This window comes from Lacticaseibacillus absianus (assembly GCF_013407595.1).
GTDB classification, from domain to species: Bacteria; Bacillota; Bacilli; order Lactobacillales; family Lactobacillaceae; genus Lacticaseibacillus; species Lacticaseibacillus absianus.
The window spans coordinates 758,468-776,257 of record NZ_JABEKX010000001.1 but is presented as its reverse complement, the minus strand read 5'-3'; the positions used below and the strand labels follow the sequence as shown (position 1 = coordinate 776,257).

Genomic DNA, 17,790 nt, shown 5'->3' with positions numbered 1-17,790 from the left:
CGTGTCAACCAGACGCAAAGAGGCGCTGCCCTAGGGCAGCGCCTCTTCGTGTGGCGTTATTTGTCGTCGCCACCAAAAATATCTGTCTCGTCCGCGGCCTTCGCGGCCCCGTCTGGGCCTTCTGCCGCTTCTTCGTTCGCCTCATCCATCCCGTACGCAACGCGGACCTTCTGGCGGATCTCCGCCTTCATGTCTGGGTGCTCATCCAGGTAGGTCTTCGCGTTCTCACGCCCCTGCCCGATCCGCTCTTCACCGTAGCCGTACCAGGAGCCGGACTTGTCGACGATGTCTTGTTCGACCCCCATGTCGATGATCTCACCGGTCTGCGAGATCCCCTTACCGTACATGATGTCGACTTCGGCGACCTTGAACGGCGGGGCGACCTTGTTCTTGACCACTTTGATCTTGGTGCGGTTCCCGATCACGTTGGTGCCGTCTTTGATCTGCTCGGCGCGCCGCACCTCCAGGCGGATCGTCGCGTAGAACTTCAGCGCGCGCCCACCAGGCGTCGTCTCCGGGTTTCCGAACATGATGCCGACTTTTTCACGGATCTGGTTGATGAACAGCGCGATCGTCTTCGTCTTGTTGATCGAACCGCTCAGCTTACGCAGCGCCTGACTCATCAAGCGGGCTTGCAAGCCAACGTGCGCGTCCCCCATCTCGCCTTCGATCTCGGCGCGTGGGACCAGGGCGGCCACGGAGTCGACCACGACGATATCCACAGCCCCAGAGGTGACCAGTGCATCGGCGATCTCCAGGCCTTGCTCACCGGTGTCCGGTTGAGACAACAAGAGCTCATCGATGTTGACCCCCAGAGATGACGCATACTTCGGGTCCATCGCGTTTTCGGCATCGATGTAGGCCGCAGTCCCGCCGGCCTTTTGCACTTCGGCAACGGCATGCAGGGCGATCGTCGTCTTACCAGAACTTTCTGGGCCGTAGATCTCGACGATCCGCCCCCGCGGGAAGCCGCCGACCCCTAAGGCGTTATCAAGCGCCAGGGAACCGCTGGAGATCGTCGAGATGCGCGTGTCGACCTTGTCGCCCATGCGCATGATGGACCCTTTCCCAAAGTTCTTTTCGATCTTCTTTAAGGCAGCGTCGAGCGCTGCTTGTCGTTCATCTTTTGCCACAAAGAACCCTCCAATCAGGTTTGTCTAACGACTAGTGTACAAGAGCGCGGCGGGAAGTGCAAGCAAAAATCGAACAAACGTTCTCATTGGACAGCAGCTGCCTGCAAGGCCCGCAACACCGTGAACAAACCGGTCTTCACCGCCCGGTTGCGGACGGCCTGCCGGTCCCCGGGGAAGTGGTACAGCGTCGCCGTCGGGGCCTGACCGCGCTGTGCCAGCCCCACCCAAGTCGTCCCGGCCGGCTGGCCCTCGTTGGGACCCGGTCCGGCCACGCCGGTCAAACTAACGGCGATATCGGCGTCGACTTGGCGCAACGCGCCGGCTGCCATCGCCTTAGCCGTCGCTTCGCTGACCGCCCCATCGGCATCGATCACCGCCTGATCCAACCCCAGCATGCTCGCCTTGGTCGCATTCGCGTAGGTGACGAACCCGCCTTGAAACCACGCCGAAACGCCCGGGACGGTGCCCAGACTGGCCTGTAAGGCGCCGGCAGTCAAGCTTTCCGCCGCCGTCAGCTGCAAGCCTTGCGCCGCCAGCGCGGCGACCACTTCCTGGGCCAGGCTATTCTCGTCCCCGTAGCCGTAGAAGTATTGACCGACCCGTGCTTGAACGCGCGCCTCGACCGGATCGATCAACGCGTCTGCGGCCGCGGCGCTCGCCGCCCGCGCAGTCAGGCGCAGCGTGACTTCCTGGTCTTTGATGTACGTCGCCAGCGTCGGGTTGGTCTGCGCCGCGATCAGATCCGCAAGCTCGGTGACCAGCTGCGACTCACCGATCCCGAAGAAGCGCAAGACCCGGCTCTGCAACACGTCATGTTGACCCAACGCCTGCATCAGCAGCGGGACCAACTGGGTCAGCACCATCGGCTCGAACTCCTTCGGCGGCCCCGGGAGCAACACGTAACGGCGTGCGCCGACGCGACTCACCGCGCCGACCGCCAGACCGACCGCGTTCGGCAGCACCGTTGCGCCGGCCGGATACATCGCCTGGACCCGGTTGTTCGGCGTCAACGGCCGCTGCCACTGGTCGGCGTAAGCAGCCAACTTCGCCAAAGCAGCATCATCCGTCGCCAACGGTACCCCAAGGTGGGCGGCGAGCACTTGCTTGGACAGATCGTCTGCCGTCGGGCCGAGCCCGCCGATCAAGACGATCAGGTCCGCACGCGATGCCGCTTGTGCGATCGCAGCGTCCAATCGCGCCGCGTTATCGCCAACGACCTGCTGATTCAAGCTGTCGATGCCCAGGTCGGCCAGCTGGCGCGCAAGGAAGCTGGCGTTCGTGTTGACGATCTGGCCTAACAGGAGCTCTGTGCCTACCGCGATCAGTTCTGCTTGCATTTTGGTCACCCCATCATTAGATTACGTTACCGCCCCAGTTTACCACCTGCCCGCACCGGTGAAAACGGTGGCCCCCTCCGCCGAGCAGCCCCCGGACGGGCGCGATGAGCCCCGGCGCATCAAAAAAGGGTGCCCAGTCGTGCACCCCGATTGTCTTGATTCAGTTGCCGAACGAATCGGCGAAAACGCCGCGGTTCTTGTAGAAATACTCGATCCCCGAATACAGGGTGAAGAACACCGCGATATAAAACAGGGTCAGGCCGATCGGCACCGTGAGGCCAAAGTCACTCATCATCAAAAAGATGATGGCAAACATCTGCGTCGCCGTCTTGATCTTGCCCGGCCACGCGGCGGCCATCACCTCACCCCCGTTGGCGAGCAACAGGCGCAGGCCAGTCACAGCGAGCTCCCGCCACAGGATGATGGCTGTGCCCCACGCCGGTACGGTCCCGCGCGCGGTCAGGAAGATGAAGGCCGTCATCACCAGCAGTTTATCCGCCAGCGGGTCCGCGAATTTGCCGAAGTTGGTCACCAAGTGGTTGCGCCGTGCGATCTGACCGTCCGCAAAGTCTGTCAAAGAGGCCCCGACGAAGATGATCGTGCCGACCACCCAGCTCCATGGGATCGCCGTGCTCCCGAGAGTCACGGCACCGGTTGGCCAATCCAACACAAGCAAAAGCGTGAAGACGGGGATCAGGATCATCCGCACCATCGTCAGCTTGTTGGGCAAATTCACTCGTTGTCACCTGTACTTTCTGTCTGCGTCGCGTCTGCGGTGAACTGGATCGTGCGCACGATGCGCGTTCCATTCGTCGCGTCCACCAACGTATCATTGATCTTGATCGTCGTCACCGGCATGTTCCCGGAGCGGACCGAGAAGGCCGTCGTGCCATCTGGCAGGTCGTAAGTGTGGGACCCGCCGGGCTGCAGTGTCCCTTGCCAGACCGTCGCGTCGTTGACGAGCACCGCGACCCACGCCGCGCTATCGGTCGCCGTCAGCGTGACCTTGTTGCCGGTGGCCGGCAGATCCTTCAGCGTTGCGGTCTGCACACTGGTGCTCGACGCAGCGACGTCAACGCTCAGCGTCGCCTTTTTGCTCGAGCTCGACGACTGCTTACTGGACTGTTTGCTGGATTCGCTCTTTTTCGAACTGCTACGACTGTCATCCTTCGTCGAGGAGATCGAGACCGTCGCGTTGTCTGTCGGCACGGTCTGCTTCGGGGATTGGTTGTACTTCCACGTCAGGAAGTAGGCCCCAGCGAGCAGAACGATGGCTAGCCCGACGATGGCGATCTGGAACCCGTGCTTGCGCAATTTGTTAGCCGGGCTGTTGGTCACGGCCCGAGTCGCGCGGGTCTTGTTCTCCACCGACTGTTCGACGTACTCTTGCGGTTGAGTGTCCGGAATGTCTTGTTGGAATTGCATCAATAACGAGTCGCTATCGAGCCCCACGGTCTCTGCGTACTGCTTGATGAAAGCGCGCACGTAAAAATCGCCAGGAAGCGCATCGAAGCGGCCTTCTTCGATCGCGATCAAATAACGCTTCTGGATCTTAGTGATCTGCTGAAGGTCGTCTAGGGTGTACCCTTTTTCAAGCCGGGCCGCCCGCAATTTTTGCCCAATTTCGTCCATTTGTTTTCTTCACCCGCTAGTCTTTTTGTGTTCATTTTCAGTATAGCATGAATCCTAGTACTGATGAATTAAGAAATTGTTAGGCCGAAAAAACACGTGTCGCACACCGCAAGCTAGTCACTGCAACCATCCGCCGGTGACATATAACGTCTGACCGGTCAGATAAGCGGCCGCTGGGTCGAGGAGCATGCGGACATAATACCCGATATCGGCCGGTTCGGCAAACCGACCCGCGGGGATATCCGCCTGCACCGCCGCCAGTGTCGCCGGATCGAACATCGCGTTCATCTTGGTGGCCACCGCCCCGGGGGCGATCACGTTGACCGTGATCCCGAGGCTCGCGACCTCCTTGGCATAGGCGTGCACGAAGGCGGACTGCCCACCTTTGACCGTACTGTAGGCGACCTCCATTGCGCTCCCACTCCCGCCGTACACCGAACCGATGAAGACGACGCGCCCACTGCCGTTGCGGGCCAACTTATCCTGCAGGCGTGTCAGAAGCGCCATCGGGGTCAACAGGTGCACGCGCATCAGTGCGGTCAGCTCGGTGACCGTCGTCTCCTTGAACAGGTGATACACGGTCTGGCCGGCGGCGAAGACCACTGCATCTAGCGCGAACAGCTGCGAGACGACCTGATCGAGGTGATCCGGATCGGTCAGGTCGTACTGTAGTGACATAAAGTCCTGGGCGGGGTACTCGGCTTGACAGGTCTCGATCAAAGCAGCCACCCGCTCGCCGTGCGCGTGGTAGTGCAACACGAGCGACCACCCCGAAGCCGCCAGCTGCTGGGCCACCGTGCGCCCGATGTCACCGCTGGCGCCGATGATCAGCGCCCAGCGCCTCATGCGGTCACCTCTGGCAGGACGTGGCAGACTGAGACTGCTTGCAGATCGAACAACTCAGTGGCGATCGCCCGCAGCTCGTCTAAGGTCACCGCCCGCATCAAGTCGGCGAGTTCGAACGCGTTGACTGCTGTGAAGCTCTGCGCGCTGAGCTGCCCAGCCATCCGCTCCAGCGAGTTCAGTGACTGGTAATACTTGCCGAGCCCGGCGCGCTTCAGGCGTGCAAAGCGGTCCTCGGTCAGGCTAGGCTGATCGCCCCCGCGCGCCAGCACGGTGACGATCGCGTCGGACAGTGCTTGTGGGTCCGCCGTATCCCCGGCGAAGGTGACGTAATTGAACGTGCGCGCGACTTGAAAGTCGTAATCAAACGAGTCGTCGATCAGACCGGCATCGTACCACTGCTGATACAGCGGCGACGAATCCCCGAACAGCATCTCCAGTAGCAAGCGCACGGCCACCTGGTAGCGCGTCCCCGCGACATCGCCGGCGAGGTCCCGTTGCCCTTTCAGGCCCACGGCGCTCTTCGGCCGCACGACAGGCAGGGTCAAGGCGCGGTACGGCAAGATCGCGTCGATGGCGCCGTCGAAGGCGACCCCGCGCGTGATCGGCGTCGCTGGTGCGAAGGTCTTGGCCGCCTGATTCGCCTCGATCAAGGCGATGATCGCGTCGGGCTCGACGGGCCCGACCAGCGTCAGGGTCATGTTGCTCGGCTGATAGAAGGTCCGGTACGCGGTGTGCAGCGCCTCAGGGGTGATCTGGTCGATGGATGCCAAGGTCCCGGTGACGTCGTGGGCGACCGGGTGCTCCGGGTACAGGTTACCCAGGATCCCGTAGTAGAGCCGCCACCCAGGGGCGTCCTGGTACATCTGGATCTCCTGACCGATGATCCCCTTCTCCTTCGCCACGGTCTGGGCCGTGAAGTACGGATCCTGGACAAAATCAAGCAGGGTCGTCAGGTTCTGCGCCACGGCCTGACTAGTCGAAAACAGGTAGGCCGTGGTCGTCGCCCCAGTGAAAGCATTCGCGGATGCTCCAGTGGCCCCGAACAGGTCGAAGGCATCGTGGTCGGCTTTTTCGAACAACTTGTGCTCCAAAAAATGGGCGATGCCCTCAGGGTCTTGCACCATCTCAGTGCCGCCCAGCGGCACATAGCGGGTGTCGATCCCACCGTAATCGACGGCGAACTGCGCGTAGGTCTCGTGAAAATCAGGCTTGGGCACGATCAACACCCGCAGGCCGTTCGCCAGTGTGTGGGTGATCAGCGTCTCGGATACTTCCGGGTATGCTTGGCGCATCAGTTCGCCTCCTTATCTGTCAACAGGTAATCCGCCTGCAGCACCAGGCTGGCGGCCGCCGCCTGCACATCGGCCTTGGTGACCGCCTGCACGCGGGCGGCATAGTCTTCATACGCCATCTGGTGCGCGGCGATCAAGCCATGCAGCAGGCCCTGTCGCGCCAGGAACCGCGGTGAATCGTACGCGATCTGGCGGCCATTGAGCAGCCCGTCCTTGATCGCTTGCAAGCGGTCATCGCTGAAGTCCCCAGACTGCACCTTCGTCAGTTGCGCCGCGATCAGTGCCCGCACGCGGTCCGCATCGGCGCCGTCGATGCCGGTCTGCACCATCATCAGGTGGCGGAAGGGATCGAGCGTGGCGCTGGCATAATACGCCAGGCTGGCCTTCTCGCGCACGTCGGTGAACAAGAACGACAGCGGCGAGCCACCGAACAGCTCCACTGCGACCAGCGCTGGATAGTACTGCGGGCCATAGAGGTCAACGGCCGCGTGGTAGCACTGATCAAGCTTCGCCTGGTTGACGGCGGCGGTCTCGACGCGGGTCTGCACGCGCGCCGTCTGCGGCCGATCGACCGTCAGCGTCAGTGGCTGGGGGTTGCGCGGCGTCAAGCCGAGCCCTGCGATCAGGTCAGTCACGGCCGCCGGTTGCACGTCGCCCAAGACGACGATCTCAACTTGATCGACTGTCATCAACTGGCGATAGGCGGCCATCAGCGCCGCCCCGTCTAACGCGGCAACGTCTGCGGCAAGCCCAAAGCTGGGCGTCGCTTGTGCGGCGTCCCCGGTGAAGTACAGCGCTTGGGCGGCCAGGCTGGCCTGCAACTGGCGGTCTTCATCCAAGCTGTTCAGGTACTCGACAAGGTTGTGCCGCTCGCGCGCGACGACTGCCGGATCGAAGCCGCCGGCCACCAGCAGCGGCCGCATCAGCACCTCACCGAGAAACTGGCAGGCAGCGGCCAACAGCGGTTGCTCGACCAGCGCCGAATCGACCACGTCAAGCGTGGCCGTCACCCGGTGCGTGGCGCCGTCTTTGGCGACGCCGATGCCGAAGTTGGCCCCGTACAGGGTCTCCAAGGCCGCCGACAAGTCAGCTTGGGTCGGGTAAGTAGCGCTGCTGGTCTCCAACACGCTGGTCAACAGCGTGCGCGCGGCGTATGTGGTCGGGTCTGCCGGGGCGATAAAGTGCACCGCCAGACGGGTCGTCTTGAACTTGGTCGTGGGCAGCACATTCAGGTGAACACCCGAGGTCAGTTCGATTCGCAAACGATCTACTCCTTTATTGTCTCGCATCCGCGTCATTGGGTGGGGTCAGACTCGGCCCCATAAACCTTGCGGGGCCGCGAACCGTCCGCCGGCCCGACGATCTGATTGGCTTCCAGATCATCGATCAGCCGGGCAGCGCGGTTGTAGCCGATCCGGAAGCGCCGCTGTAGCATCGACGTCGATGCGCTGCCTTGTTGCAGCACAAACTGCTTGGCGTCGTCGTACAGCTCGTCTTCCGACTCGCCGGCCGCCCCATCCACCTCAACTTCGCTTGGGGCCATGTCTTCGTCGTAAGCCGGCGCGACCTGGGCCGTGATCGCACTGACCACCGCCTCCACGTCTTCAGACGGGATGAACGCGCCTTGGATCCGGACCGGCTTGCTGGCGTCGATCGGGTCATACAGCATGTCGCCGCGACCCAGTAAGGTCTCCGCACCGTTGCTGTCGAGGATCGTGCGGGAGTCGACCCCGCTGGACACCGCAAAGGCGATGCGGCTCGGGACGTTGGCCTTGATCAGCCCGGTGATGACATCCACAGATGGCCGTTGCGTTGCGATGATGATGTGGATCCCCGCCGCCCGGGCCATCTGGGCCAGGCGGACGATCGCCGTTTCGACCTCATTGCCGGCGACCATCATCAAGTCAGACAGCTCGTCGACGATCACGACGATATACGGCATGCGCGTCAGTGTCGCCGTTTCGGCGGCCTTGTGGTTGAACTCGGTCATGTTGCGCACCCCGTTGTCGGAGAACGCCTGGTAGCGCTTGTCCATCTCGGCCAGCACCTTATTGAGCGCAGACGGGGCCTTTTTGGCTTCCGTCACCACCGGGGTCAGCAAGTGCGGGACCCCGTTGTACACCGACAGCTCCACACGCTTCGGATCGATCAGCATCAGCCGAACCTCGGTCGGCTTGGTCGTCATCAGGATACTGGTGATGATCACGTTGATCATCACTGACTTCCCGCTCCCGGTCGCCCCGGCGATCAGCAAGTGCGGCATCTTCGTCAGATCGAAAGTCAGCACGTGCCCCGAGACGTCCTTCCCCAGCGGGATCACCAGTGGCTTGCCCGGGTGCGGCGGCGTGTTGGCCAACACCTCCCGGTAGCCGACCGTGGCGATCGTCGAGTTCGGCACCTCGATACCGATCAGCGGCTTGCCCGGGATCGGGGCCTCGATGCGGATATCCTTGGCGGCTAAAGCTAACGCGAGGTCATCGGCGAGGTTGACGATCTTGGCGACTTTGACCCCGACCGCCGGCTGGATCTCGTACTGCGTGATGCTCGGCCCTAACGTGGCGGACTTGACCGTCACGTTGACCCCAAAACTCTCTAGCGTCTGCTTCAGTTTGACGCGGTTTTGCTTGATCTGCTCAACTTCTACCGACTGATCCGCTGGAGGCACCGCACTCAACAGGTCCATCGAGGGCAGTTGGTAATCCGCCGCCGCGTCCGGCTCAGGGTCGTCGAGGTCGAGGTCCAACTCAAGGTCCTGCTGTTCTGGGGCCGGGCGCGCCTCGGCTCGTGGCTCAGACTGACTTGACACTGGCGCCTGACTGCTGGCCACCGGTGGTGTGTTGATCTGAAAGTCATCTTGGGGCAACGGGTCAGGTAGCCCCTTATCCGCCGGGTCCGCAGATGGCGCAGGCTGCGCGTCACTCGGCGCTGGGGTCCCCGCTGCCGGCGTCGGTGCAGGCCGCACCGTCCGCGGTCGCGCTTGCCAGTCGTGCACCTTGGCCTGGATCCACGTACCGAGCGCGCCGACCTTCTTGGCGCCCCACTGACAGGCCGCAAAGAACTGCGCCGGGGTGATCCCGACCACGATGGCGAGCCCGATCAAGACCACCACGCCCAAGAGGAGCTTCGCGCCGATCTCACTGAGAAGCGGCGCAAGCAGGTTGAACAGGCCGCCACCCAGCAGGCCACCGCCGACGTCAGACGCCGAAGTGCCGCGCGCAAAGTCGTTTTTGAGTAGGCGCCAGGTCGTCAGCAGGTAGTGGCTGTGAACGGCGAGCACCTTCATCGTCGCGCCGGTCAGTAACCCGACGGCCCCGGCGCTGATCAACGCCGTACCGCCCCAGTAACGCTTGCCGATCACCGGCAGTTTGCCGGTGGCCAAAAGCCACAGGCCTAAGCCGGCCAGCCCAACTGCCGCGACCAAGTAGGCGTTGCCGACCACAAGCCGCAGACAGTTGGCCAGCAGGGTCCCGATCAGCCCCAGCCGGAAAAAGGCCAGAAGCGCCACGACTAAGAAACCGCACCCGATCCAGTTGATGGTGTGGTCAGTTTTTTTGTTTCCCGGCCGACTCGGCCGCCTCTTTGTCGTGGTCTTGCGTCGCGCTGCCATCGTTTCTCCTCCTTGCGTCAAGCGTGCGGGCCCTTGCTCTCCGGGCTCAACGCTCCTATTATACACGAACTCTGGGCCAACGCATCACGCACAGCGGGGCCTGGCCGTCGGTCATCCCCGTCGGCACAAGCCCCGCCCCTCAGTGGTCACCGGCTGGTTGCCGGCTGGAAGTTCAGTTGCACACCCTCTCCGGTGATCGACCGGGTCACGTCGTAAGTCAGCGACTGGATCTTGGCGATCGCCGGCTGTGAGATCTGCGCCAGTTCCGCTTGCGGCAAGTCTTGCGCCGCGCCGAAATAATCCAGCGTCTGAACGAACAGCGAGATCTCGCCGGCGACCTGGAACCCGTAGCCGGCAGGCCGGATCGTGAAGGGCACGAGGACCTCGAACATATGCCCTTGTGCCAGTGCCGCTTTGCGCGTCGAGTCGTTGGGTTCGACCTGCCGCATCGCGACTTGAATGTCCTGCGTCGCGTCGCCGCCCTGCGGGGTCAAGTCGAAGTGAAACGACTTGACCGTCAGGCTCAGTTGTTTGAATGCCATGTCGCACCTCCTGTGGGTCTGCGTCCAGTATCTCAATCTTGGCCGGCAAAAACAACCGCCGACTGGGCATGCACGGGCTTCTATAGAGAGGTCCCCGCCGCCCTCATCCAAGCAGGGTCACTTCAGTTTATCGTGCGGGTACGCGTGCACCCGCTCCAAGCCGGCGAAGGCTTGTTGCCGCAAGGCCTCGTAGACCACGAGCGCCGCGCAATTCGATAAGTTGAGCGCCCGCACATTGTCCGTCATCGGGATCCGGACGGCCTTCTCGGGGTTCGCGCGCATGAACGGCTCCGGTAGCCCGGTCGTTTCCTTACCGAACATGAAGTAGTGCTCGACCGTCGGATCACTGTAGTCCACATCCGAATAGGTCTGCGCCGCAAACTTGGAGACTAGGTACAAGTACCGCTGGTCCGGGACGGTCGCCATAAACGCCGCTAGTGATCGGTGCATCACAACCTTGACACTCTGCCAGTAATCCAGTCCCGCCCGGCGTAGGTGCTTGTCGTCGAGCTCAAACCCCAGCGGCTCAATCAAGTGCAAGTAGCTGTCAGTCGCCGCCGCGGTCCGCGCGATGTTCCCGGTATTCGCCGGGATCAGCGGCTCGAATAATACGATGTGGTTTGACATGTTGGCCTCCTCTAAAAACTCAAGGTCCAGTGTAGCACGGCCGCGGGCGTTTGTCCCGGCCCCCAGAACGTGGTGTCGGCCCCCAACGATCACTATCCGACTGGGTGCCTGCCCCACTAACGCGCCCAGTCTGACGCGTGTCTACCCGTCACGCCTGCCATGCAAGCCGTCTCAGCCGTCGCGCGGGCACAAAAAAACGCATCACCTCGGTGTCAAGCACGGCGAGACGATACGTTAGTGAAGCTTTCCATCGCTAACTTTTATCAATTTCCCAAAAGCAAGCCCTGATAAAAGCCAGAAATAAAAATGCTTAAGAGTAATTTAACACCCATGTTTCAGGAATTCAACCCTATTTTTCACAATAATCGACCTGTAACAATTCGACCCCTACGTGCATGCTAGCCGGCGGGTGTTCAAGCATCGCCGCGCGCCGTTCGGCCGGGGCCTGCCACGACAGCGGCGTCATCGCCATCAAGTCCGCGAACTGTGCCTTTGTGAGGGCGAAGTCGTTATTTATCTCTCGAACAGTTGTCCGGGGATAGTGAACAAGGAAGCGCTCGCGCACCTGTGCGTTCGAGTAGGTCGCCTTATCGGTCCCGCCGTACAGCCCTTCACGCAGCTCGCGCAGATAACTCGCCGCCGGGATCACCTTGAACAGGCGGCCCCCCGGGCGCAGCACCCGGTCGAATTCCGCGTAGTTGCCCGGCGAGAACAAGTCCACGAGCACATCGAAGGTGTCGTCACCAAACGGCAAGCGCGCCAAGTCGGCCACGCAGAAGAATGCGGCGGTGTCCAGCCCCCCGGTCAGCTGGATCGCCGGGGCCGAGATGTCGAATCCGACCGCCGCTGCGACACCCGCCGCCAGCGTGGCCGTCGGGGTCCCTTCGCCACACCCCACATCGAGCAACCGGTCGCTCGGGCGCAGTTGCGCAGCGATCGCAGTCAGGAACGGGTGAAAAAAACCGGCCTCAAGGATGCGCCGACGCGCGGCTAGCATCGGTGTGGTGTACTCGGTGGCCACGGGCTTGTTCAGGAAGTTTGCGGTGCCCTTCTTGGCCAAGTCAATGCGGTGGCCCGCCACACAGACGAGACTGGTCTCGCTGACGGTCATCACGGCCTGGCAGACCGGGCAAGCGACCAGGGGGCCTTGGGCCTTCAGCCACGCCGATTTTTGCATGATTTTGCGCATGTCCACACTCCTCGCTGTATTCTGCGCATGTTTTCAAGTAGACTATAAGAAACGCCTGAAGGAGGAAGACATGCTCTCGACTTATAAATTCGATGATACCGTGGGTCAGCTGAAGGCACAAGACAAAATCGAGGCGGGGGTCTGGATCAACGCGATCGACCCGACCCCTGCGGAACTTCAGCGCCTTCAAAAAAAGGCGCGTGTCCCTGAATCCTTCCTGCTCTATGGCCTGGATCCTGACGAAGGGGCGCGCTACGAATACGACGAAGACGTCGATGCCCATCTGATCATCTTCGATATGCCGATCGTCGAGCAAGACGCCAAGCAGCGCATCGTCTACAAGACGGTCCCGCTGGCCTTGATCATCACCACCACCGCGATCATCACGCTCGACATGAAGCAGCAGCCGCTGCTCGCCCTGTTCGCCGACAACCGGGTGCCGGGCTTCAACCCGAAACTCAAGAACAAAGCTGCGCTCTTGATGATGTACAAGGCGACTGTCGCCTACCTCTCCTACCTGCGCGACATCAACAAGGCCCGTGAAGCCCTGGAGACCAAGCTGCAGAGCAACCTGAAGAACGAGGAACTCTACGCCTTGATGGGGATCCAACGCGGCTTGGTCTACTTCATGATGAGCCTCAAAACTGACCGCAACGTGCTCCAACAGATCCAGCGCACCGACCCGCTGCACCTGAACGAAGACGACGCGGACCTGCTGGATGACATTTTGATCGAAAACCAGCAAGGGACCGAAATGGCACAGATCTCCAACTCTATCATCAACGAGACCGCCGACACCTATAGTTCCATCATCAACAACAACATGAACGGGGTGATGAAGTTCCTGACGTCATACTCGATCATCCTGACGATCCCCACGCTGGTCTTCTCCTTCTACGGGATGAACGTCGAGCTTCCACTGGCGAACATGCACGTGTCGTGGATCGTGACGATCGTGATCTCGCTGATCATCGCGATCCTGCTCGGCTTCCAGTTCTGGCGCAAGAAGTACTTCTGATCTGCTCTGGCCGCGGCAAGCGGCTTTTTTTGACCCCAAGCGACTCGAAAAACCGAACGATTTTTTTATATTAGCGCTGAAAGTTGACTTTTTGCGACAATCCCCGTATAGTTCGACTTGGTGCGAAAAGTACCCACTCAAGCGAGTGAATCGTTCGGTTTTTACGAAAGGACGCCTTGCCTTATGGAAATTTTTGACTACGAAGACATTCAACTGATCCCCAATAAGTGCGTCGTACGCTCACGCAAAGAGGTCGACACCACCGTGGTGTTCGGCGGCCGCACCTTCAAGCTGCCGGTCGTCCCGGCGAACATGCAGACCATCATCGACGAGCCACTGGCCGAATGGCTCGCGGCCAACGGCTACTTCTACGTGATGCACCGCTTCAACCCGGAGCGGCGCCAGCAGTTCGTCGAGACGATGCACGCGAAGGGGCTGTTCGCGTCGATCTCCGTCGGGGTCAAAGATGAGGAGTTCGGCTTCATCAAGGCGCTGGCCGGCCGCCAGCTCATCCCGGAGTACATCACCATCGACATCGCGCACGGCCACTCGCAAGTGGTGATCGACATGATCCAGCACATCAAGAAGTACCTGCCCGATAGTTTCGTGATCGCCGGCAACGTCGGGACCCCCGAAGGCGTGCGCGAGCTCGAAAACGCCGGGGCCGACGCGACCAAAGTCGGCATCGGCCCCGGGAAGGTCTGCATCACCAAGATCAAAACGGGCTTCGGTACCGGTGGCTGGCAGCTGGCGGCCTTGCGCTGGTGCGCCAAGGCCGCGCGCAAGCCGATCATCACTGACGGCGGGATCCGCACGAACGGCGACATCGCCAAGTCCCTGCGCTTCGGCGCGACCCTGTGCATGATCGGCTCCCTGTTTGCCGGCCACGAAGAGACGCCGGGCAAGCAAGTCGAGCGCGACGGCGCGCTGTACCAAGAATACTTCGGCTCCGCCTCCGAATACCAGAAAGGGGCGCACCACAACGTCGAAGGCAAGAAGATCCTCCTGCCGGTCAAAGGCTCGATCAAAGACACACTGATCGAGATGCAAGAAGACCTGCAATCCGCCGTCTCTTACGCCGGCGGGCGCGACCTCGGCGCACTGACCAAAGTGGACTACGTGATCGTCAAGAATTCGATCTTCAACGGCGATCAGTACTGAGTGTGACCGGACCAAAAAAGGCGAGACGCAGCGCACCCAAGAGTTGGGTCACCGCGTCTCGCCTTTTTGATGTCCAGCGATCAGCGCGTGTGGTACACCAGCGTGGTGCCGACCGTGAAGTGCGGGCGGCTGGTCGGCTTCAGGTACAGGGCGCTTTCGAGTCGGTCGACGGCCGGCTGCGGCGCAAAGACTAGCGCGACGTGGCCGATGCTTCGCAGGTTCGCGTTGGCGAGCTTGCCCACGGCCGTCACCGCGAAGTCTTCGCCATCGATCGTCAGCGTGTCGCCGGCCTGCATCTCAAGGTCGCGCTGCGCCTGGGGGTCATCGAACTGCTGGATCAACGTCACTGCCCGCAGCGCCGGCGTAGCGGAGTCATCGAACAGGATCACGAGCGGGTCGGTCGGCGACAGCGCCGACTCGCCGATCGCCTTAATCGTTGCAGTAATATCCATAGTGTGCCTACTTTCTGTGGTTTAACTTCATTCTACCACGCTTTGAGTTGCACGCGTATCCGCTTTCCAACCATGGTATACTGTGGGGGCGGACACGATCAGTCCACTCTTTGATTAGGAGGCAATATTGTGAATCAAATCGTCTTACTTGGCGGGTACACCCGCAAAACTGGCAAAGGCCTGTACCGGGCGGCATTCGATGACGCGACCGGCACCTTGACCACCCCGACCCCTTACCTCGAGACCCTGGGCTCGCCCACCTACATGGCCGTCTCCAAGGCCAACGTCGCATACGTCGTTGACGCAGGTGACGGCGTGGGTGGCGTGGCCGCCGTCGACCTCAACGGGGCCCAACCGACCGTACTAAACACAGTGCTGGCCCCTGGGTCCAGTCCGGCCCACATCTCGATCGACGAATCCCGTCAGCTCGTGTTTGCCAGCAACTACCACGAAGGGCGCGTCAACGTCTACAAGATCAACGCGGACCACACCCTGAAAGACGTCGATGTCGCGCAGCACCACGGCCACGGCCCGCTGCCGGAACAAGACGCCAGCCATGTGCACTTCGCCGATCTGACCCCAGACGGACGTTTGGCGGTCATCGACCTAGGCACCGATGAGGTCTACACCTACCCGGTCGCCGAAGACGGCCACCTGGGCACGCCGACGGTCCTGACCCTGGCACCGGGCTTCGGTCCCCGTCACCTCGTCTTCCACCCGACCCGCCCGATCGCTTACCTGCTGGGCGAGCTTTCCAGCCAAGTGGCGGTCTTGACCTACGACCAGGCCACGGGCACCTTCACCCAAGGCCAGACGCAAAAAACGATCCCGGCAGACTGGACGGCGCACAACGGCGCGGCCGCCGTGCGCATCACCCAAGACGGGCGCTTCCTCTACCTGTCTAACCGCGGGCACAACAGTCTGACTGCCTACGCGATCGCCGAAGACGGTTTGAGTCTGACCCAGATCCAGCAGCTGTCGACGGAAGGCGAATTCCCCCGCGACTTCAACCTCGATCTCACCGAAACCTATCTGCTAGCCGTCAACCAGAACACGGACAACGGCACGCTGTACCGGCGCGACCCGCAGACCGGTCTTTTGACCGAGAGCCAAAAGGACATCGTCACGCCAGAGGCGGTCAACGTCGTCTTCTTACCGGCTGACTGACCCGACGAGGCTGAGCCAGCCATACGCGGTTTTAGCCCAGCGTATAACCATGACCCCAGTAAAACCTGAACTTAGGTTTTGCTGGGGTCATACTTATACGCTGGGCGTCGCTTGATGGCGCGTCCTGTTCTGGAATCGTCGGGCATCTATCGTGAGCCGTTGATGATCTCTCGGCCACTTTTTGGTCGCGCCTTTGACCACGAAGCACTAAATTTTACTTGAGACCGGTGGCGCGCGCCGACTTTCCTTGTATACTAAAAGCATTGGAGATTTTTTGAGGAGGACAACATGCTAGACATACTGAAAGCCATCGTCATCGGGATCGTCGAGGGGCTGACCGAGTTCCTTCCGATCAGCTCGACTGGCCACATCGACTTGGTCAGCCAGATCGTCACGATCGACCAGGGGAAAGACTTCATGGCGATGTTCGAATACGTCATCCAGTTCGGGGCGATCCTCGCCGTGATCCTGCTGTATTTCAACAAACTCAACCCACTGGACTGGCGCAAGACCCGCGCCGAACGCGACTCGATCTGGCTGCTGTGGGCCAAGGTGATCCTGGCGGTGCTGCCATCGGTCGTCATCGGCCTGCCGCTCAATGACTGGATGGATGAACACCTGCACACGCCCGTCGTCGTCGCGACCACGCTGATCCTGTACGGGGTCTTGTTCATCGTGATCGAGAACCACTTCAAGGGTAAAAACGCGAAGATCACCACCCTCGCGGATCTCGGGTGGTCGACCGCCCTGTTCATCGGCCTGTTCCAAGCCTTGTCGATCATCCCCGGCACCAGCCGCTCCGGCGCGACCATCCTCGGCGCGATCTTACTGGGAACCAGCCGGTTCGTGGCCACCGAGTTTTCCTTTTTCCTCGCGATCCCGACCATGGTCGGCGTCTCGATCCTGAAGATCGGCAAGTTCCTACTGAACGGGAACACCTTCACCGGTCAGCAGTGGGCGATCCTGCTGACCGGGACGCTGGTGTCTTTCATCGTCGCCGTGATCGCGATCAAGTGGCTGCTGAAGTTCGTCCAGACGCACGACTTCAAGCCGTTCGGCTGGTATCGCATCGCGTTGGGACTGATCGTCTTAGCCGTCTTGTTCATCTAGGAGGGGCTTATGCTCAAAGAAGTCTGTGTTGAAAACTTCACCAACGTGCCCGCCGCCATCGCGGCCGGTGCGCACCGCATCGAACTGAACGACAACCTAGCCGTCGGCGGCACCACCGTCTCGCGCGGTGTCCTCGCAGAGACCACCCAGTACGCGCACGAGCATGACGCGAGTGTCGTCGCCATGATCCGCCCGCGCGGCGGGGATTTTGTCTACACCGACACCGAACTCAAGATCATGGAGGCCGACCTGTTCGAAGCCCAAGCGCTCGGCGTGGACGCCGTGACCTTCGGCGCCTTGACCCCCGCCGGCTGGCTGGATGAAGAGGCGATGGAAAACCTGATCGCCGCAGCTGGCGGGATGACCGTGGTCATGCACATGGCCTTCGACGCGATTCCCGCCGCGCAGCAAGCCGCTGCGATCGACTGGCTCGCCGACCACGGCGTCGCCCGCATCCTGACGCACGGCGGACCACTCACGGCGCCGATCGATGCGACCGTGCCGCACTTGCAGACCTTGATCCAGCAGGCCGCCGGCAAACTTGCGATCCTCCCCGGCGGCGGTATCACCGCCGCCAACGTTGAGGCGCTCGCGACGCAACTCGGCGTGCAGGAGTTCCACGGCACCAAGGTGATCCAGTACTGAGACGCACAAGGCCCACGCCCCTGTTGAGGGGT

At 61.5% G+C, this 17,790-nt stretch carries 17 protein-coding genes; 5 read left to right on the top strand and 12 right to left on the bottom strand.

What is annotated here, in order from left to right:
- Positions 1–56: 56 nt before the first annotated feature.
- From recA to HII33_RS03125, 11 genes are all read right to left on the bottom strand, one after another.
- Complete coding sequence (gene recA / locus HII33_RS03175) at positions 57–1,133, bottom strand: recombinase RecA (RefSeq protein WP_179394345.1); 1,077 nt, start codon at positions 1,131–1,133, stop codon at positions 57–59.
- An 83-nt stretch (positions 1,134–1,216) separates the two neighbouring features.
- Positions 1,217–2,470, bottom strand: a complete 1,254-nt coding sequence (locus tag HII33_RS03170) for a competence/damage-inducible protein A (RefSeq protein WP_179394344.1) — start codon at positions 2,468–2,470, stop codon at positions 1,217–1,219.
- A 160-nt stretch (positions 2,471–2,630) separates the two neighbouring features.
- On the bottom strand, positions 2,631–3,206 hold the full coding sequence (gene pgsA / locus HII33_RS03165) for a CDP-diacylglycerol--glycerol-3-phosphate 3-phosphatidyltransferase (protein ID WP_179394343.1): 576 nt from the start codon (positions 3,204–3,206) through the stop codon (positions 2,631–2,633).
- The gene (locus HII33_RS03160) at positions 3,203–4,102 is read right to left on the bottom strand and encodes a helix-turn-helix domain-containing protein (protein ID WP_179394342.1); all 900 of its coding nucleotides are present in this window, start codon (positions 4,100–4,102) and stop codon (positions 3,203–3,205) included. The genes pgsA and HII33_RS03160 overlap by 4 nt, the downstream gene beginning before the upstream one ends.
- A gap of 117 nt (positions 4,103–4,219) precedes the next feature.
- Entirely contained in the window at positions 4,220–4,948 is a 729-nt protein-coding gene (gene ymfI, locus HII33_RS03155) for an elongation factor P 5-aminopentanone reductase (RefSeq protein WP_179394341.1), read from the bottom strand.
- Positions 4,945–6,243, bottom strand: a complete 1,299-nt coding sequence (yfmH, locus tag HII33_RS03150; protein ID WP_179394694.1) for an EF-P 5-aminopentanol modification-associated protein YfmH — start codon at positions 6,241–6,243, stop codon at positions 4,945–4,947. The genes ymfI and yfmH overlap by 4 nt, the downstream gene beginning before the upstream one ends.
- On the bottom strand, positions 6,240–7,502 hold the full coding sequence (gene yfmF / locus HII33_RS03145; protein WP_179394340.1) for an EF-P 5-aminopentanol modification-associated protein YfmF: 1,263 nt from the start codon (positions 7,500–7,502) through the stop codon (positions 6,240–6,242). Before yfmF ends, yfmH begins: the two co-directional genes overlap by 4 nt.
- Positions 7,503–7,534: 32 nt before the next feature.
- A complete protein-coding gene (locus HII33_RS03140) occupies positions 7,535–9,847 on the bottom strand; it encodes a DNA translocase FtsK (RefSeq protein WP_179394339.1) in 2,313 nt (770 codons plus the stop codon).
- 146 nt (positions 9,848–9,993) lie between these two features.
- Positions 9,994–10,389 (bottom strand): DUF1149 family protein, encoded by a 396-nt coding sequence (locus tag HII33_RS03135; RefSeq protein WP_179394338.1) that lies wholly within the window; start codon positions 10,387–10,389, stop codon positions 9,994–9,996.
- Positions 10,390–10,506: 117 nt separating this feature from the next.
- A complete protein-coding gene (trmL, locus tag HII33_RS03130; RefSeq protein WP_179394337.1) occupies positions 10,507–11,016 on the bottom strand; it encodes a tRNA (uridine(34)/cytosine(34)/5-carboxymethylaminomethyluridine(34)-2'-O)-methyltransferase TrmL in 510 nt (169 codons plus the stop codon).
- 349 nt (positions 11,017–11,365) lie between these two features.
- Complete coding sequence (locus HII33_RS03125; protein ID WP_179394336.1) at positions 11,366–12,205, bottom strand: methyltransferase domain-containing protein; 840 nt, start codon at positions 12,203–12,205, stop codon at positions 11,366–11,368.
- A 70-nt stretch (positions 12,206–12,275) separates the two neighbouring features.
- On the opposite strand from HII33_RS03125, the gene HII33_RS03120 reads away from it, so the two are divergent.
- Complete coding sequence (locus tag HII33_RS03120; RefSeq protein WP_179394335.1) at positions 12,276–13,223, top strand: magnesium transporter CorA family protein; 948 nt, start codon at positions 12,276–12,278, stop codon at positions 13,221–13,223.
- 183 nt (positions 13,224–13,406) lie between these two features.
- Entirely contained in the window at positions 13,407–14,384 is a 978-nt protein-coding gene (gene guaC, locus HII33_RS03115) for a GMP reductase (RefSeq protein WP_179394334.1), read from the top strand.
- An 80-nt stretch (positions 14,385–14,464) separates the two neighbouring features.
- Here the strand turns inward: guaC and HII33_RS03110 are convergent, their stop codons facing one another.
- Complete coding sequence (locus tag HII33_RS03110; protein WP_179394333.1) at positions 14,465–14,836, bottom strand: PTS glucitol/sorbitol transporter subunit IIA; 372 nt, start codon at positions 14,834–14,836, stop codon at positions 14,465–14,467.
- A 129-nt stretch (positions 14,837–14,965) separates the two neighbouring features.
- On the opposite strand from HII33_RS03110, the gene HII33_RS03105 reads away from it, so the two are divergent.
- The 3 genes from HII33_RS03105 to HII33_RS03095 all read left to right on the top strand — a co-directional run bounded on the left by HII33_RS03105 (position 14,966) and on the right by HII33_RS03095 (position 17,758).
- Positions 14,966–16,003, top strand: a complete 1,038-nt coding sequence (locus tag HII33_RS03105; RefSeq protein WP_179394332.1) for a beta-propeller fold lactonase family protein — start codon at positions 14,966–14,968, stop codon at positions 16,001–16,003.
- 288 nt (positions 16,004–16,291) lie between these two features.
- Positions 16,292–17,113: an undecaprenyl-diphosphate phosphatase gene (locus tag HII33_RS03100; RefSeq protein WP_179394331.1), complete on the top strand. Its 822-nt coding sequence runs from the start codon at positions 16,292–16,294 to the stop codon at positions 17,111–17,113.
- Positions 17,114–17,122: 9 nt separating this feature from the next.
- On the top strand, positions 17,123–17,758 hold the full coding sequence (locus tag HII33_RS03095; protein ID WP_179394330.1) for a copper homeostasis protein CutC: 636 nt from the start codon (positions 17,123–17,125) through the stop codon (positions 17,756–17,758).
- Positions 17,759–17,790: the final 32 nt, after the last annotated feature.

What these genes read in the sequence shown, in the direction of transcription:
- HII33_RS03170 (WP_179394344.1), bottom strand. Translation starts at nt 2,470, where the DNA reads ATGCAAGCAGAACTGATCGCGGTAGGCACAGAGCTCCTGTTAGGCCAG.
- HII33_RS03160 (WP_179394342.1), bottom strand. Translation starts at nt 4,102, where the DNA reads ATGGACGAAATTGGGCAAAAATTGCGGGCGGCCCGGCTTGAAAAAGGG.
- ymfI (WP_179394341.1), bottom strand. Translation starts at nt 4,948, where the DNA reads ATGAGGCGCTGGGCGCTGATCATCGGCGCCAGCGGTGACATCGGGCGC.
- HII33_RS03140 (WP_179394339.1), bottom strand. Translation starts at nt 9,847, where the DNA reads ATGGCAGCGCGACGCAAGACCACGACAAAGAGGCGGCCGAGTCGGCCG.
- HII33_RS03135 (WP_179394338.1), bottom strand. Translation starts at nt 10,389, where the DNA reads ATGGCATTCAAACAACTGAGCCTGACGGTCAAGTCGTTTCACTTCGAC.
- trmL (WP_179394337.1), bottom strand. Translation starts at nt 11,016, where the DNA reads ATGTCAAACCACATCGTATTATTCGAGCCGCTGATCCCGGCGAATACC.
- HII33_RS03125 (WP_179394336.1), bottom strand. Translation starts at nt 12,205, where the DNA reads ATGCGCAAAATCATGCAAAAATCGGCGTGGCTGAAGGCCCAAGGCCCC.
- HII33_RS03120 (WP_179394335.1), top strand. Translation starts at nt 12,276, where the DNA reads ATGCTCTCGACTTATAAATTCGATGATACCGTGGGTCAGCTGAAGGCA.
- guaC (WP_179394334.1), top strand. Translation starts at nt 13,407, where the DNA reads ATGGAAATTTTTGACTACGAAGACATTCAACTGATCCCCAATAAGTGC.
- HII33_RS03110 (WP_179394333.1), bottom strand. Translation starts at nt 14,836, where the DNA reads ATGGATATTACTGCAACGATTAAGGCGATCGGCGAGTCGGCGCTGTCG.
- HII33_RS03100 (WP_179394331.1), top strand. Translation starts at nt 16,292, where the DNA reads ATGCTAGACATACTGAAAGCCATCGTCATCGGGATCGTCGAGGGGCTG.
- HII33_RS03095 (WP_179394330.1), top strand. Translation starts at nt 17,123, where the DNA reads ATGCTCAAAGAAGTCTGTGTTGAAAACTTCACCAACGTGCCCGCCGCC.